At 38.9% G+C, this 13650-nt stretch carries 16 protein-coding genes; 7 read left to right on the forward strand and 9 right to left on the reverse strand.

All coding sequences use genetic code 11. The annotated features are described in order from the left end of the window. From GHI93_RS03080 to GHI93_RS03095, 4 genes are all read left to right on the forward strand, one after another. Nucleotides 1–197, forward strand: a 197-nt coding sequence (locus GHI93_RS03080; protein WP_170272375.1) for a PTS sugar transporter subunit IIB, incomplete at its 5' end; no start/stop codon positions are given. Between the two features lie 18 nt (nucleotides 198–215). Continuing rightward, nucleotides 216–1034 (forward strand): mannose/fructose/sorbose family PTS transporter subunit IIC, encoded by an 819-nt coding sequence (locus GHI93_RS03085; protein WP_153495510.1) that lies wholly within the window; start codon nucleotides 216–218, stop codon nucleotides 1032–1034. Between the two features lie 19 nt (nucleotides 1035–1053). Beyond that, nucleotides 1054–2115 (forward strand): PTS system mannose/fructose/sorbose family transporter subunit IID, encoded by a 1062-nt coding sequence (locus tag GHI93_RS03090; RefSeq protein ID WP_153495512.1) that lies wholly within the window; start codon nucleotides 1054–1056, stop codon nucleotides 2113–2115. Nucleotides 2116–2217: 102 nt separating this feature from the next. After that, the gene (locus GHI93_RS03095; protein WP_153495514.1) at nucleotides 2218–2601 is read left to right on the forward strand and encodes a DUF956 family protein; all 384 of its coding nucleotides are present in this window, start codon (nucleotides 2218–2220) and stop codon (nucleotides 2599–2601) included. Nucleotides 2602–2611: 10 nt separating this feature from the next. On the opposite strand, the gene GHI93_RS03100 is transcribed toward GHI93_RS03095, so the two are convergent. Further along, complete coding sequence (locus tag GHI93_RS03100) at nucleotides 2612–3268, reverse strand: YitT family protein (RefSeq protein WP_153495516.1); 657 nt, start codon at nucleotides 3266–3268, stop codon at nucleotides 2612–2614. 83 nt (nucleotides 3269–3351) lie between these two features. On the opposite strand from GHI93_RS03100, the gene GHI93_RS03105 reads away from it, so the two are divergent. Next, the gene (locus GHI93_RS03105; RefSeq protein WP_153495518.1) at nucleotides 3352–3708 is read left to right on the forward strand and encodes a DUF956 family protein; all 357 of its coding nucleotides are present in this window, start codon (nucleotides 3352–3354) and stop codon (nucleotides 3706–3708) included. Here the strand turns inward: GHI93_RS03105 and GHI93_RS03110 are convergent. Next, nucleotides 3705–4340: a YitT family protein gene (locus GHI93_RS03110; RefSeq protein WP_415579488.1), complete on the reverse strand. Its 636-nt coding sequence runs from the start codon at nucleotides 4338–4340 to the stop codon at nucleotides 3705–3707. The genes GHI93_RS03105 and GHI93_RS03110 overlap by 4 nt on opposite strands. 534 nt (nucleotides 4341–4874) lie before the next feature. On the opposite strand from GHI93_RS03110, the gene serS reads away from it, so the two are divergent. Together serS and GHI93_RS03120 are read left to right on the forward strand one after the other, a co-directional pair. Further along, on the forward strand, nucleotides 4875–6146 hold the full coding sequence (serS, locus tag GHI93_RS03115; RefSeq protein ID WP_153495522.1) for a serine--tRNA ligase: 1272 nt from the start codon (nucleotides 4875–4877) through the stop codon (nucleotides 6144–6146). 102 nt (nucleotides 6147–6248) lie between these two features. Continuing rightward, entirely contained in the window at nucleotides 6249–7223 is a 975-nt protein-coding gene (locus GHI93_RS03120; protein ID WP_153495524.1) for a S66 family peptidase, read from the forward strand. A gap of 55 nt (nucleotides 7224–7278) precedes the next feature. On the opposite strand, the gene phoU is transcribed toward GHI93_RS03120, so the two are convergent. From phoU to GHI93_RS03155, 7 genes are all read right to left on the reverse strand, one after another. Then, on the reverse strand, nucleotides 7279–7932 hold the full coding sequence (phoU, locus tag GHI93_RS03125) for a phosphate signaling complex protein PhoU (protein WP_153495526.1): 654 nt from the start codon (nucleotides 7930–7932) through the stop codon (nucleotides 7279–7281). Between the two features lie 59 nt (nucleotides 7933–7991). Next, nucleotides 7992–8753, reverse strand: coding sequence for a phosphate ABC transporter ATP-binding protein PstB (gene pstB / locus GHI93_RS03130; RefSeq protein WP_153495528.1), 762 nt, complete (start codon nucleotides 8751–8753; stop codon nucleotides 7992–7994). A 102-nt stretch (nucleotides 8754–8855) separates the two neighbouring features. After that, entirely contained in the window at nucleotides 8856–9662 is an 807-nt protein-coding gene (pstB, locus tag GHI93_RS03135; RefSeq protein WP_153495530.1) for a phosphate ABC transporter ATP-binding protein PstB, read from the reverse strand. A 43-nt stretch (nucleotides 9663–9705) separates the two neighbouring features. Continuing rightward, entirely contained in the window at nucleotides 9706–10593 is an 888-nt protein-coding gene (gene pstA, locus GHI93_RS03140; protein ID WP_153495531.1) for a phosphate ABC transporter permease PstA, read from the reverse strand. Further along, nucleotides 10593–11516 carry a phosphate ABC transporter permease subunit PstC gene (gene pstC, locus GHI93_RS03145; RefSeq protein ID WP_153495533.1) on the reverse strand — a complete coding sequence of 308 codons (924 nt, stop codon included), beginning with the start codon at nucleotides 11514–11516 and terminating at the stop codon, nucleotides 10593–10595. Before pstC ends, pstA begins: the two co-directional genes overlap by 1 nt. Before the next feature lie 39 nt (nucleotides 11517–11555). After that, nucleotides 11556–12407 carry a phosphate ABC transporter substrate-binding protein PstS family protein gene (locus tag GHI93_RS03150; protein ID WP_153495535.1) on the reverse strand — a complete coding sequence of 284 codons (852 nt, stop codon included), beginning with the start codon at nucleotides 12405–12407 and terminating at the stop codon, nucleotides 11556–11558. Nucleotides 12408–12747: 340 nt separating this feature from the next. Continuing rightward, nucleotides 12748–13635: a phosphate ABC transporter substrate-binding protein PstS family protein gene (locus GHI93_RS03155; RefSeq protein WP_153495537.1), complete on the reverse strand. Its 888-nt coding sequence runs from the start codon at nucleotides 13633–13635 to the stop codon at nucleotides 12748–12750. Between the last annotated feature and the right edge of the window lie 15 nt (nucleotides 13636–13650).

Below are 13650 nucleotides of genomic sequence, written 5' to 3' on the forward strand. Positions count from 1 at the left end.
TTTCAACGATTAACGTTGGATCGATGGCTCATTCAACAGGTAAAACGATGTTGAATAATGTTCTTTCAGCTAATTTGGATGATGTCGCTACATTTGAAAAAATGCGCGATCTTGGCGTGACGTTTGATGTCCGTAAAGTGCCAAGCGACTCTAAAGCTGACTTGTTTGCTTTGATTAAAAAAGCAAATGTTAAATAAAAAGGAGAAATAACTAAAATGAGTGTTATATCTGTAATTTTGGTCATCCTTGTCGCGTTTCTTGCGGGACTTGAAGGTATTTTGGACCAATGGCAATTTCACCAACCTATTCTCGCTTGTACGCTGATCGGTCTTGTGACAGGTCACTTGGCTGCAGGGGTACTTCTTGGTGGTGCATTGCAAATGATCGCCCTTGGTTGGGCAAATATCGGTGCCGCTGTCGCTCCAGACGCTGCACTTGCATCTGTTGCTTCTGCTCTCTTAATGGTTAAAGGTTGGGATTGGAGCAAAGGAACCCCTACTGTTCAAGACTTGCAAACATTTATCGCGTCTGCTATCGTCTTGGCTACTGCTGGACTTGTGCTTACAACTTTAGTTCGTTTCATCAACGTTGGTACCGTTCATTTGGCTGATGCTGCTGCTGAACGTGGTTCTTACTCTGGTGTTCAAGGATGGCATATGTTTGCCCTTCTTCTTCAAGGGTTGCGTATTGCGATTCCTGCAGCAATCATCACTGCCGTTCCTGCCTCAGTCGTAGCGGATGCTTTGAATGCTATCCCTGACTGGCTCAAAGGTGGTCTTGCTGTTGGTGGTGGTATGGTTGTCGTTGTTGGTTATGCAATGGTTATTAACATCATGGCAACAACTGAAATCTGGCCATTCTTCTTCCTTGGTTTCGTCCTTGCTCCTATCTCTCAAATCACTTTGATTGGTATGGGAATCTTGGGTGTTGTTATCGCTTTGGTTTACTTGGCGCTTTCTGAAAAGGGAGGCTCTGGTAATGGTGCTGCTTCTGGTAGTGGTGACCCAATTGGCGATATTCTAAACGATTATTAAGAAAGGAGACTTATAAAAAATGGAAAATTCAAATAAAAAGTTCCACCTTTCTAAAAACGAACGTTTCAGCGTTATGGTTCGCTCAATGTTCTTGCAAGGGTCTTGGAATTATGAACGGATGCAAAACCTTGGTTTCCTCTATGCAATTATTCCTGCATTGAAGAAATTCTATCCTGCTGGCTCTGACGAGGCGAAAGCTGCTTTGAAACGTCACATGGAGTTCTTTAATACTCACCCATATCCTGCTGCTCCTATCATTGGTGTTACACTTGCCCTTGAAGAAGAAAAAGCAAATGGTATTGATGTCGATGATGCTGCTATCCAAGGGGTTAAGGTCGGTATGATGGGACCTCTTGCTGGTGTTGGTGATCCAGTCTTTTGGTTCACACTTCGTCCTATTATTGGTGCGCTTGGTGCTTCTCTTGCTTTGACTGGCTCTATTGTTGGTCCTATTCTCTTCTTCGTATTGTGGAATGCAATCCGTATTGCTTTCTTGTGGTTCACACAAGAATTTGGTTACAAACAAGGGACAGCGATCACTTCTGATCTTGGTGGAGGATTACTCCAAAAAGTAACAAAAGGTGCTTCTATTCTTGGGATGTTTATCCTTGGTGTATTGATTGAACGCTGGGTATCTATTAACTTTACTGGTGCTAATGCAATGCTTCCTAAGCAACCTTTGGCAGATGGTGCTTATACCGGTCAATGGATTTCTCATGCACACAATATTGGTACAGCCGCAAGCCCTATTTGGTCTGCAACAGATGCTTCCAAGATTGTTGATGCAACAGCTCATGGTGCTCACTATGTCGCTGTAGGTAATCTTGGCAATATCAACGTGAGTGGTTCTTCACTTGGCAACATGCTTGGTCAAGTAGGTAGTGGTCTTGGACTTAATCCATTCAAACAACAATCATTGACAGATGTCTTTAATAGCTTGATTCCTGGTTTCATTGCTTTGATTCTTACGTTCATTGTCATCTGGATTTTGCGTAAATGGAAAAATCGTAATGCTCCTTTGGCGATTATCCTTGGACTCTTTGTATTAGGTATTCTCTTGCACGTTGCAGGGCTTGCTTAACCTTTAAAAGATTAATGAAAGGCGCTTCAAAAGAGCGCTTTTTTCTTGTTTTTATTTAGGATATTTATTGAAAATAAAGCCCTTTCGTGTTACAATGAGGATATGGTAAAATCAATAAATACGCGGGCAGACTTCACTGCAGAAGCCATTGTTTATCTTGGACTTCCAAAATACGGAAAAATTATGCTTGGTGATAAGGGAATGGAGTTTTTTAGTGATCGAAATGTCGCTGATAATATGACCTTTCCTTGGCCATCTATTCGTTTAGTTGAAGGACGTGTGACGCATCATGGGCAAAAGATAGGGAAGAATTTTTATCTTGTTTTAAATAATAAGCATCGGATTCGTTTTTCTTCTGGTCAAGCTGGACATATCCTTAAAATTATTCGTGAAAATATTGGCAATGAAAATGTCGTAAAATCTGCTACTTTTTTCGGGACTCTCAGTCATGCTTTTAAAAAATTGGGCAAAAAAAAGAAAGTGTAAGCTTTCTTTTTTATTTTTCAAAGAGGTTCTTTTTTATTTTTGTGAGAAGTGCTGTGCGATACGTTTCTCGTCCGATAAACCGCGTGACTTTGCTAAAAATAAAGCATGACAGCAGTGTAGTGGCAAAATTGGGAAGGGCTAAGTAGGTGAGAAGCGAAAGCATCATCACGACGACGTCTATCCCAAAGAGGATGCGATCAATTTTGAAATTCCATTGATCTTCCATGATTCGACTAAGGAGAAGCGATCCTCCAAAGGTGCCTTCTGAAACAACCACGAGTCCAGCTCCGATACCTGAGAGGAATCCATCAAAAATCCCTGCCCAAATCATTTGATCAAAAGTAAATCCTGTAATCCCGAGCTGTTCAAAGATCAGCATCCAAAGGCTCATTGCTACAGCTCCAGGAATACTTAGTAAAAGTTCTCTTTTAGTGAGTAATTTCCATCCAAACAAAAACAAAGGAATATTGACCAGAAAAAAAGTGAGGGCTGGGTTGATTTTAAAGACGAAATTAATAAAAACTGAAAAACCTGCGATGCCGTTACTGGCAAGGAAATTGGGTAAAACAAATATTCTTACGGAGAGGATATATAGTCCTACGCCAAAAATCAATAAGATCAGGTCTTTTAGAAATTTTTGATCTATTTTTACATCGAAAATACTCAAGTCATGCTCCTTTTTGGGGGAATGTTCTCTATTTTACTTGTTTTTTTATGTTATAATGCTGTTATAGAGAAGGGAAGGTTATTTTGTCTGATTTAATAAATGATGCGATTGATTTTGAGACGCGTGCGACATTTTTTTCTGGGGCTCAAATGGAGGGAACTATTAAAATTGGAAATGTTGGGTTTGAATTTGATTATCTCAATCAACGAATTGCAAAAAATATTTTAATTGCGTTTTGTGATATTCGAAAAGTTGAGATTAATATTTCGGTTCGTGGAAAGTTGGGAAAAGAATTTACGATTGTTTTACCTACTCAGGCGGTGTTGCGTTTTTCTTCAGAAGAAACAGGGAAAGTGATTAAAATATTGCGTGAGAAAATCGGGAAAGACAACGTCGTAAGAGCGCCCAACTTATTATCTTCTTTTGGTTTGAGACGTTAAGGATTAAAGATTCGCAAGCGTTGCATCATTTTTTGTCGATACTCTTTTCGTCCGATTAACCGCGTGACTTTACTAAAAATGTAGCAGGATAAAAGTGTGACAGCAAAGTTAGGTACTGCGAGATAGGTAATGAGAGATAAGATCATCACGATGAGATCAATAAGAAAGAGGGCTTTATCAATGGGCATCTTTGTGTGACTTTCCATAATGCGGCTAAACATCAGTGAACCTCCGATGGTTCCTCTTGAGAGGATTGCTAACCCTACGCCAATCCCTGAGAGTAATCCATCTGAGATTCCTGCTAAAATCAAATGACTGTATTGTATTCCTGGGATATTGAGGGCTTCAAAAATCATGAGCCAAAGGGTCATTGCTGTGGCGCCAAATAAACTTAAGAGGAGCTCTCTTTTTTCAAGAAATTTTCCTCCAAAAATAAAGAGGGGTAAGTTTACGAGTAAAACGGTCAAAAATGGGCTCACACCGAAAACGAAATTCATGAAAACAGATAATCCTGCAATGCCATTGCTTGCGAGCGCATTTGGGATGACAAAAAGTTTGACGGAAAGAGCGTATAAGCCTACGCCGATCAATAATATTGATAAATCAATGAAAAATCTTCGATCAAAGGTAATGTGAAATAAACTAAGCGTTTTTTTGTGTTTTGGGGATGAATTTGGGTCTTTTCTTTTCAAAATGAAGGTGCTCCTTTATCACTGTTCTATTTTTTATTTCTGAAAATTAGAAATAAATGTGTTTTATAAAATTTTCCCTATAATATTATTATAACATTTTTAGGTTTTTTTTCGAAACGTTTTTCAAAATTTTTGACAAGATGAAATTAAACTGGTAAAATGAGAGGGAAGACTGGGTGTGCTAAATTTTTGTAGAGAACTTGTGGCTGGTGAAAACAAGGAAAAGCGGCAGACTTCATCTCCTTCACATTTTTTCTATGAAAATAGAAACGGCAGTCTCACGTTACGAGCGTTAGAGATCTTTGTCTTTTTCTGTCATTACTGACAGAAGTTGTATCATCACTGACAAAAATGTTTTTAGGTGGAACCGTACTTATTGTGCCCTAATTCTTCTTTTAAAGGAGGAATGAGGGCATTTTTTGTGAATTAAAAAGAAAGGTTTGATTTCTTTAATAAGAAATCAATGTGAAAAAAATGTTAGATATTAAAAAAATTCGTTCTGAATTTGATCTTGTTGCTGAAAAATTGGCAACGCGTGGTGTGGCTAAAGAAAAGTTAGAAGCTTTGCATGCGTTTGATATTAAACGACGTGAATTAATCGTAAAATCTGAAGAATTGAAAGCAAAACGTAATACGGTTTCTGATGAAATTTCTCAGATTAAACGTCAAAAAGGTGATGCTTCTGCTCAGATTTCGGACATGCAAAAAGTATCTGCAGACATTAAAGCAATCGATAGTGAACTTACTGAAATTGAAACGAAAGTTAATGAGATTATCGTGATGTTGCCAAATATTCCAAATCCGTTGGATCCAATTGGTCCTGATGAGGAGAGTAATGAGGAACAACGACGCTGGGGTAAAATTCCTGAATTTGATTTTGAACCTTTAGCGCACTGGGATTTAGGGGAGCATCTTGATATTTTGGATTGGGATCGTGGTGCGAAAGTGACTGGAGCACGTTTCCTCTTTTACAAGGGTGCTGGGGCACGTCTTGAACGTGCAGTTTATAATTTTATGTTGGATGAGCATGCTAAAGAAGGTTACACTGAAATGGTAACTCCTTATATGGTCAATGCAGATTCGATGTTTGGGACAGGGCAATATCCGAAATTTAAAGAAGATACTTATGAAGTCAAAAATGAAGATTATGTTTTGATTCCTACGGCTGAGGTTCCTTTGACGAATTACTATCGTAATGAGATTCTTGACGGAAAGGATTTGCCAATCAAATTTACTGCAATGTCTCCTGCGTTTCGTTCTGAGGCTGGATCAGCTGGGCGCGATACGCGTGGATTAATTCGTTTGCACCAGTTCCACAAGGTTGAAATGGTGAAATTTGCAAAACCTGAAGAATCTTATGATGAACTTGAATCTATGACTCAGAATGCTGAAAATATTTTGCAAAAATTGGGACTTGCTTATCGCGTGATCCGTTTGTCAACGGGAGATATGGGCTTTTCTGCAGCAATGACTTACGATTTAGAAGTTTGGATTCCAGCGCAAAATACTTATCGTGAGATTTCTTCTTGCTCAAATTGTGAAGATTTCCAAGCGCGACGTGCGCAAATTCGTTATCGTGATGAGGACGGAAAAGTTCAGTTGGTGCATACTTTGAACGGTTCTGGACTTGCTGTTGGACGTACGGTTGCTGCAATTCTCGAAAATTATCAAAATGCAGATGGTTCAATTACAATTCCTGAGGTTTTGCGGCCTTATATGGGTGGTTTAGAAGTCATCACGAAATAAAAAGATTCTGTCAGCGCTGACAGAATCTTTTTTTATTTTTGTCAGTACTGACAAAAGTAAAAATGTGTTATAATGAGTTCAATTCATTTAAAGGAGGGTGTGATGGAACGTATTTTTCCTAATAAATTACAAAAAGGTGATGAGATTCGTGTGATTTCACCAAGTTCCTCATTGATTCGTACGGGCAAATTCGAGGATAAATTAAAAGCAAAAGTGCGACTTGAAGCACTAGGATTTAAAGTCACTTTTGGGGCACATCTTTTGGAAAACGATATTCTTTCGTCGAGCAGTATTGCTTCGCGCGTTTCTGATTTTCATGCCGCGTTTAAAGATCAAAATGTAAAAGCAGTGTTATGTACGATTGGAGGCTTTAATAGCAATGAACTTTTGCCTTATCTGGACTGGGAAATCGTTCGAAACAATCCAAAAATTTTCTGTGGTTTTTCTGATATTTCCGTGCTTCATCATGCGATTTTTTCACATACTGGCCTTGTCACTTATTATGGTCCTGGTTATATCGCTTTTTTGATGGATGAATTACAGGAATTTCAAAGTTCAGAGTGGCTCAAAGCGCTCAGTACTGACAAAACGTATGAATTGCGTGCCAGTGATGTTTTTACGAGTGATGCGTGGTATCTTCCAGAAAAGCCACGTCAGCTGCTAAAAAATGAGTGGAAAATCTATCATCATGGACAGGCGACGGGGGTCAGTTTGGGGGGAAATTTGAATACACTGATGCTTGTGACAGGTACTACTTCTCAAGTATCACTCAGCGCTCCTATTGCTTTTTTAGAAAATGCAGAAGGTGAGGATTTTTATGATTGGGACAGAGAATTGGCGCATTTTTTGCAAATTTATCCTGATCTCGCTGGACTTGTGATCGGACGTTTTCCAAAAGAAGAGGGAATGACCGAGGAAATTTTACACTTTATTTTGGACAAATATCCTCTCTTACAACACATTCCTGTGATTTACGACGTTGATTTTGGACATACACAACCGATTTTTACGTTTCCATTGGGGGGGGACGTGGCACTTTCAACTGATCCACTTCGCTTAACGATTTTAAATGGCTAATTTTTATTTCTGTCAGTACTGACAAAAAAGATGAGAAAAAATTCTCATCTTTTTTTTATAATTCAATGATATTTCCAGAGTTCAGATAAACAATCCATTCGCAAAGATTGATCGCATAACCTACGATGCGCTCCAAATAAACCAATGTCAGCAAATATTCTTTTCCTGTGGTAATGGTTTCTGAATTTTCTTTCATTGCTTCTAGGATTTTATTTTCGATTTCGTGATTCATTTCTTTGACGGTAACTTGTTGCGCTGCAATTTCACGTGCACGCTCATCATCCCCTTGAATATAAGCGTTAAGTGAGGCATCTACGATTGATTTTACCTTTTCACCGAGCAACGAAATGTCTTCTTCAGCTTCAAAAATGCGTTCCTCACCTTTAAGATGAATCGTCGCTTTTGCAATGGATGCCACATGATCGCCCATGCGCTCTAAATCAGAACTCGCCTTTAATACAGTAACAATCGTTCTTAAATCACTTGAGACTGGTTGTTGAAGTGCAATCATTTCAAGTGATTGTACTTCCAATTTCTTTTCTTGCTCATTGATTTCAAGATCTCCCGCAATGACTTCTTCTGCTAAATCTCTGTCATGACTGACAAATGCGCGAACAGCCTTATTTAACTGAGCAGAAACTTGAGTTCCCATTGCATAAAATTTATTGTGAAGTCTGTTTAAATCATCTTCAAATTGTGTTCGAAGCATATTTTTTCCTTTATTCTTTCTTTTTTCAATAGAGACGTTTGATCTTAAGATGCGTTGATTTATCCAAAACGTCCTGCAATATAATCTTCTGTTTCTTTTTTATCAGGATTTAAAAAGATTTTCTTTGTGTTCGCATATTCAATCAAATCACCGTTTAACATAAATGCTGTGCGATCAGAAATTCTGGACGCTTGCTGCATGCTGTGCGTCACAATGAGTATCGTGTAGTCTTTGCGTAACTCAAGCATTGTTTCTTCAACGCGTCCCGCTGAAATCGGATCCAGTGCAGAAGTTGGCTCATCCATCAAAATAATTTCAGGATTTACCGCAAGAACACGCGCAATACAAACCCGCTGCTGTTGCCCACCAGAAAGTCCTAAAGCAGAGCTGTGTAAAATATCTTTCACCTCGTCCCAAATATTGGCTGCTTTAAGCGAATTTTCAACGACTTCATCAAGCACCGCCTTATCTTTCACTCCTTTGAGCCTCAAGCCATACACGACATTTTCATAAATCGAAAAAGGAAACGGATTGGGCTGTTGAAATACCATTCCAATTTCTTTTCTTAAATCCACTGTATCCACTTTTGAGCTGTAAATATTTTTTTCTTTATAGATGACTTCTCCAGTGATTGAAACAATCGGAATTAAATCATTCATCCGATTAATCGAACGTAAAAGGGTTGATTTTCCACACCCAGACGGCCCAATCAATGCCGTAATTTCATTAGGATACACGTCCATACTGATTTCATTTAAAGCCTTCTTTTTTGCATAATAAAGACTCAAATCGTTAATTTTTAATATCGGTTCTTTTGTCATTTTCTCTCCAAATTGCACTCACACCGCCACATTATTTTCTGTCAGTACTGACAAAAAAATTTTAGCACCGTTTTTCATCCCGCCTTACGTCAGTTTATTTTTTTATCCAAAATGTCCAGAAACATAATCTTCCGTTGCTTTTAGTGTCGGCTGTGTAAAGATTTTGCTCGTTTCATCATATTCAATCAAATCTCCTGAATAATAAAACGCGGTATAATCACTCGCACGTGAAGCTTGCGCCATATTGTGCGTCACAATAATAATTGTATAATCCTTTTTCAAATCAGACATGGTTTCTTCGATTTGCATGGTCGAAATCGGATCAAGTGCTGAAGCGGGTTCATCCATCAATAGAATATCTGGTTTCACAGAAAGTGCTCGTGCAATGCAAAGTCGCTGTGCCTGTCCTCCAGACATCGCAAGCGCAGAACCGTTGAGATTGTCTTTGACTTGATCCCAAAGCGCTGCCTGTTTTAGCGCTTTTTCCACGATCTCATCTAATTTTTTCTTCTCTTTAATACCTTCGCGCCGATGAATAAATGCAATGTTTTCATAAATTGATTTTGGAAATGGATTTGGACGTTGAAACACCATCCCAATTTGTTTTCTTACTTCGTACACATTGACTTTCGGATCATTAATATTGACGCCTTCATAAGTGATTTCACCCGTCACACGTGCCCCATCAATTGTATCATTCATCCGATTTAATGCACGAAGATAAGTCGATTTCCCAGACCCTGACGGTCCAATCAATGCGGTAATTTTATTTTTGGGAAAACTCATGCTGACCCCATGAATGGCTTCTTTTGTGCCATTATAAAAAACGCGTAAATCTGTTGTTGAGAGTGCAATCTCTCGATCAAACGTCAAAATATGACGTTCATTCCAATCATAAGTTGTTGCCATAAATTTTTTCTTTTCCTTTTTTCCTACACACGATCACGCGATTTTAATTTCCAGAAGTTAATTTTTTGTGAATCCGATTTCCAACAAAACGAGCACCTAAATTAAAGAGAAGAACAAAGATAATCAATACTGCAGAAGCGCCTGCAGAAATTTGTTGCGCCGTTGCGATTGTCCCTTCTGTATTTAACGCCCAAATGTGAACCGCCAATGTTTCAGCAGGTCTAAATAAAGAAAGTGGAGAAGTTAAACTCATCGGATTCCAATTGGCCCAATCAATCGGCAAGTTGGTTTGTCCAGCAGTATAAATCAAAGCAGCTGCTTCTCCAAAAACACGTCCAGATGAAAGGATTACTCCTGTGATAATCCCTGGTACCGCAGCAGGCAAGATGATTTGCGTCGCAGTTTCCCATTTTGATAGCCCTAATGCCAATCCGCCTTCGCGTTGCATCGTCGGAATCGCCCGAAGCGATTCTTCAACATTACGCGTCATCAACGGAAGATTAAATACCGTCAACGCCAAAGCTCCAGAGAGCACTGAAAATCCTAATCCAAATTGCAAAACAAAAACTAACATTCCAAATAATCCCACAACGATTGAAGGAAGTGAAGATAAGACTTCAATGGCTGATCTCACCCATGATGTTAACCAATGTTTTTGATTGGCATATTCAGAAAGATAGATCCCTGCTCCCAAAGAAAGCGGAACTGAAATGATTAACGTTACCACTAACAAATAGATGGAATTAAAGAGTTGTACCGCAACCCCACCACCTGTCAAAGGATTTGAGGCTGTTGTCAAGAACGTCCAAGAAACATGAGGAAGTCCTTTATATAAAATATAAATCAGTAGAAAAGCAAGAATCGCAACAATAATTCCTGAAAGGACATAGAGTACACCTGTTGCAATTTTATCTGTTCGTTTTGCATTCATTATTTAAGTTGTCCTTTCTTTGCAATGGCGCGCATGGCAAGATTAAAAATGAGTGACATAATCAAAAGCAATAACGCAAGCGACCACAGCGCATTTGATTGAATTCCTGGTGTCGCATTTGGAATTCCTGACGTCAAGATGGAAGTCAATGTACTTGCTGGTGAAATCAAATCTTTTGGCATCATCACCGCATTTCCAACAACCATTTGAATCGCAAGTGCTTCACCAAAAGCACGCGCCATTCCAAAAATAACTGCAGTCAAAATTCCTGGCGCAGCCGCACGTAAAAGCACGCGCCAAATCGTTTGCCAGCGTGTTGCACCCAGTCCAAGTGAAGCTTCTTTATAATGTTTTGGAACAGCTTTTAGCGCATCGACTGTCATGCTTGTAACAGTCGGTAAGATCATCACAAACAAAACAAAAACCCCAGAAAGAAGCCCAAGTCCTGTCCCACCAAACGCGTTTCGAATGATCGGCACAACAACCGTCAAACCAATAAATCCATAAACAACTGATGGAATTCCAACCAAAAGTTCAACCACTGGTTGCAAGATTTTTTTCCCGTATTTTGGTGAAATTTCAGTCATATAAATCCCCGCTCCTATGGCAAAAGGTGTTGCCACAAGTGCAGATAAGACCGTGACAATCAAAGAGCCTGAAAACATAGGCAATGCCCCAACAGCGGGTTTCCCATCAGGACCCATATTCCCTGGGGACCAGTTGGTTCCAAAAAGGAAATTAAAGGGATTGACTTTATCTACAAAAAAAGTTGAGAGCCCTTTTTGCGCAACAAAGACGAGAATAGAAGCAACCACAAAGACAATTAATGCAATGCAAAGAAAAGTCAATGTTTTACCAAATTTTTCAAGGCGTGAATTTTTATTACTTGAAAGTAATTTTTCTTTTATTTTTGAGTTTTCCATAAAGACCTAACTAATTTTTATTGTGTGACGAAACGTCTTTTATTTTAATACACTCACCGATCCATGCGCGTCGCGATCGACTTTCATTTCTGAAACACTGATATACCCCAATTTATTTAAGGTTTTAGTATCGTTCGTGACATAGTTGATGAATTTATCTTCAACTTTATTTTCTTTTGAATTGTTCGTGTACATGTGTTCGTATGACCAAATTTTCCATTTATTAATTTTTACATTTTCATCATTGGGTTCAACACTATTAATCTGAAGGGGTTTTACTCCTGATTTGTGAATGTATGAAAATGAAACATAAGAAATCGCACCCGGCGTTTGCCCCACTAATTGAACCACTGATCCTGAAGCATCCTGAGTTGGACCATTGATTTCTACTGCACCATTAAGACCGTATTTATCAAAATTAACTCGTGTCCCTGATCCTGCAGTCCGTCCAATGACAGTAATTTTTTGATTCGGACCTTCTACTTGCTTCCAATTTGTGATTTTTCCAGTAAAAATGTCTGTCAATTGCTGATCAGTGAGATTAGAAACTTTCAGTTTTTCGTTAACAATTGGTGCAAAACCAACGACTGCAACCTTATGATCTGTAATTTTATTTGCTGTTATCCCTGTTTTTTCTTCAGCAAAAATATCCGAATTCCCAATTTGAAAAGATCCTGCTGCAACTTGTGCTAATCCTACACCAGATCCTCCACCTTGAACCATGATGATTTCTTTTGGATTTTTTTTCATATAATCCAAAGACGCCTGTTCGACTAGTGGCTGTAATGCCGTTGAGCCGCCTGCTGTGACCTGTTTATTTCCTGCACCACATGCACTCAATAAAAAGAGGCCTGAAAGGGCAGCAAACGTGATTAAAATTTTCTTTTTCATACTCCAATTATAGCATAATCGTGTGCATCTTTTTAAAACAAGAAAGCGTTATTTTGTAAATATTTTGTAAATGAGAAACACAAACAGCACAGTCTTTTTATAAGCTGTGCCATTCTATGAAAAGAAAATTTTGAAGGCCTCAGCAGCTTTTATTTGCTAAGGAATGATTTAACTTCATATTCGTGTGATGAATGTCAAATCTCGGATCTGCTGAACGAGTGTGTTGTACTTATTTGGGAAAAGCGTATCAAAGAGAAAAAATTTGGCATCGTTTTTTCATCTTTGTTTCAGCAGATGCGAGATCTGACAGTCCTGTCACCGTTGTCAAATCGTATGTGTTTTATTTTTTCGTCACGTTTCCGCTGCTGTCGCGATCAACTTTCATATCAGAAACCGCAATGTATCCCAATTTTTTGAGGTCACTGCTGTCATTTGATACATATTTGATGAATGCTTTTTCTGCTGCAGTCACTTTTTTCGTATTGACATACATGTGTTCGTATGACCATACTTTCCAATCATTCGTTTGCACGTTTTCATCTGTTGGTTTTACTCCATCAATGCTGAGTGCTTTAACATCTGGATTCGTACTTAAGTAAGAAAATGCAACATAAGAGATTGCTCCTGGTGTTTGTCCTACCATTTGGACCACTGATCCTGAAGCATCTTGTGTTGGACCATTGACCTCAGCAGCTTTTCCTAAAGCAAAATTATCAAAGTTGACCCGCGTTCCTGATCCTGCAGTCCGTCCGATCACTGTAATTTTTTGATCTGATCCCCCCACTTGATTCCAATTGGTTACTTTTCCTGTAAAAATGTCAATCAATTGTTGTTGAGTCAAGTTGTCTGTTTTTGTTTTCGTATTCACAATCGGTGCAAATCCAACAACAGCGACTTTATTGTCTGTCAGTGCTGACGCATCGATTCCTGATTTTTCTTCCGCAAAAATATCTGAGTTCCCAATTTGGAAAGATCCAGCAACAGTTTGTGTCAATCCAACACCAGAACCGCCCCCTTGAACGGTAATTTGAACACTTGGATTTTTAGCCATAAATTCTGTTGATGCTTGTTGTACCAATGGCTGCAAGGCTGTCGAACCACCTGAAATAATTTTTCCTGACAATGCTTTTGAACTGTCAGAAGTTGAGGTAGATGATTTTGAACCACATGCTGCAAGACTAATGAGTGCAGCGCCAGCAATGATACCCGCAAGAATTTGCTTTTTCATGATATTTCTCCAATA

The sequence above is a fragment of the Lactococcus hircilactis genome (assembly GCF_009601015.1).
Classification (GTDB): domain Bacteria; phylum Bacillota; class Bacilli; order Lactobacillales; family Streptococcaceae; genus Lactococcus; species Lactococcus hircilactis.

Coding starts and splice junctions, on each gene's coding strand:
- GHI93_RS03085 (WP_153495510.1), top strand. CDS start 216: ATGAGTGTTATATCTGTAATTTTGGTCATCCTTGTCGCGTTTCTTGCG.
- GHI93_RS03090 (WP_153495512.1), top strand. CDS start 1,054: ATGGAAAATTCAAATAAAAAGTTCCACCTTTCTAAAAACGAACGTTTC.
- GHI93_RS03095 (WP_153495514.1), top strand. CDS start 2,218: ATGGTAAAATCAATAAATACGCGGGCAGACTTCACTGCAGAAGCCATT.
- serS (WP_153495522.1), top strand. CDS start 4,875: ATGTTAGATATTAAAAAAATTCGTTCTGAATTTGATCTTGTTGCTGAA.
- GHI93_RS03120 (WP_153495524.1), top strand. CDS start 6,249: ATGGAACGTATTTTTCCTAATAAATTACAAAAAGGTGATGAGATTCGT.
- phoU (WP_153495526.1), bottom strand. CDS start 7,932: ATGCTTCGAACACAATTTGAAGATGATTTAAACAGACTTCACAATAAA.
- pstB (WP_153495528.1), bottom strand. CDS start 8,753: ATGACAAAAGAACCGATATTAAAAATTAACGATTTGAGTCTTTATTAT.
- pstB (WP_153495530.1), bottom strand. CDS start 9,662: ATGGCAACAACTTATGATTGGAATGAACGTCATATTTTGACGTTTGAT.
- pstA (WP_153495531.1), bottom strand. CDS start 10,593: ATGAATGCAAAACGAACAGATAAAATTGCAACAGGTGTACTCTATGTC.
- pstC (WP_153495533.1), bottom strand. CDS start 11,516: ATGGAAAACTCAAAAATAAAAGAAAAATTACTTTCAAGTAATAAAAAT.
- GHI93_RS03150 (WP_153495535.1), bottom strand. CDS start 12,407: ATGAAAAAGAAAATTTTAATCACGTTTGCTGCCCTTTCAGGCCTCTTT.
- GHI93_RS03155 (WP_153495537.1), bottom strand. CDS start 13,635: ATGAAAAAGCAAATTCTTGCGGGTATCATTGCTGGCGCTGCACTCATT.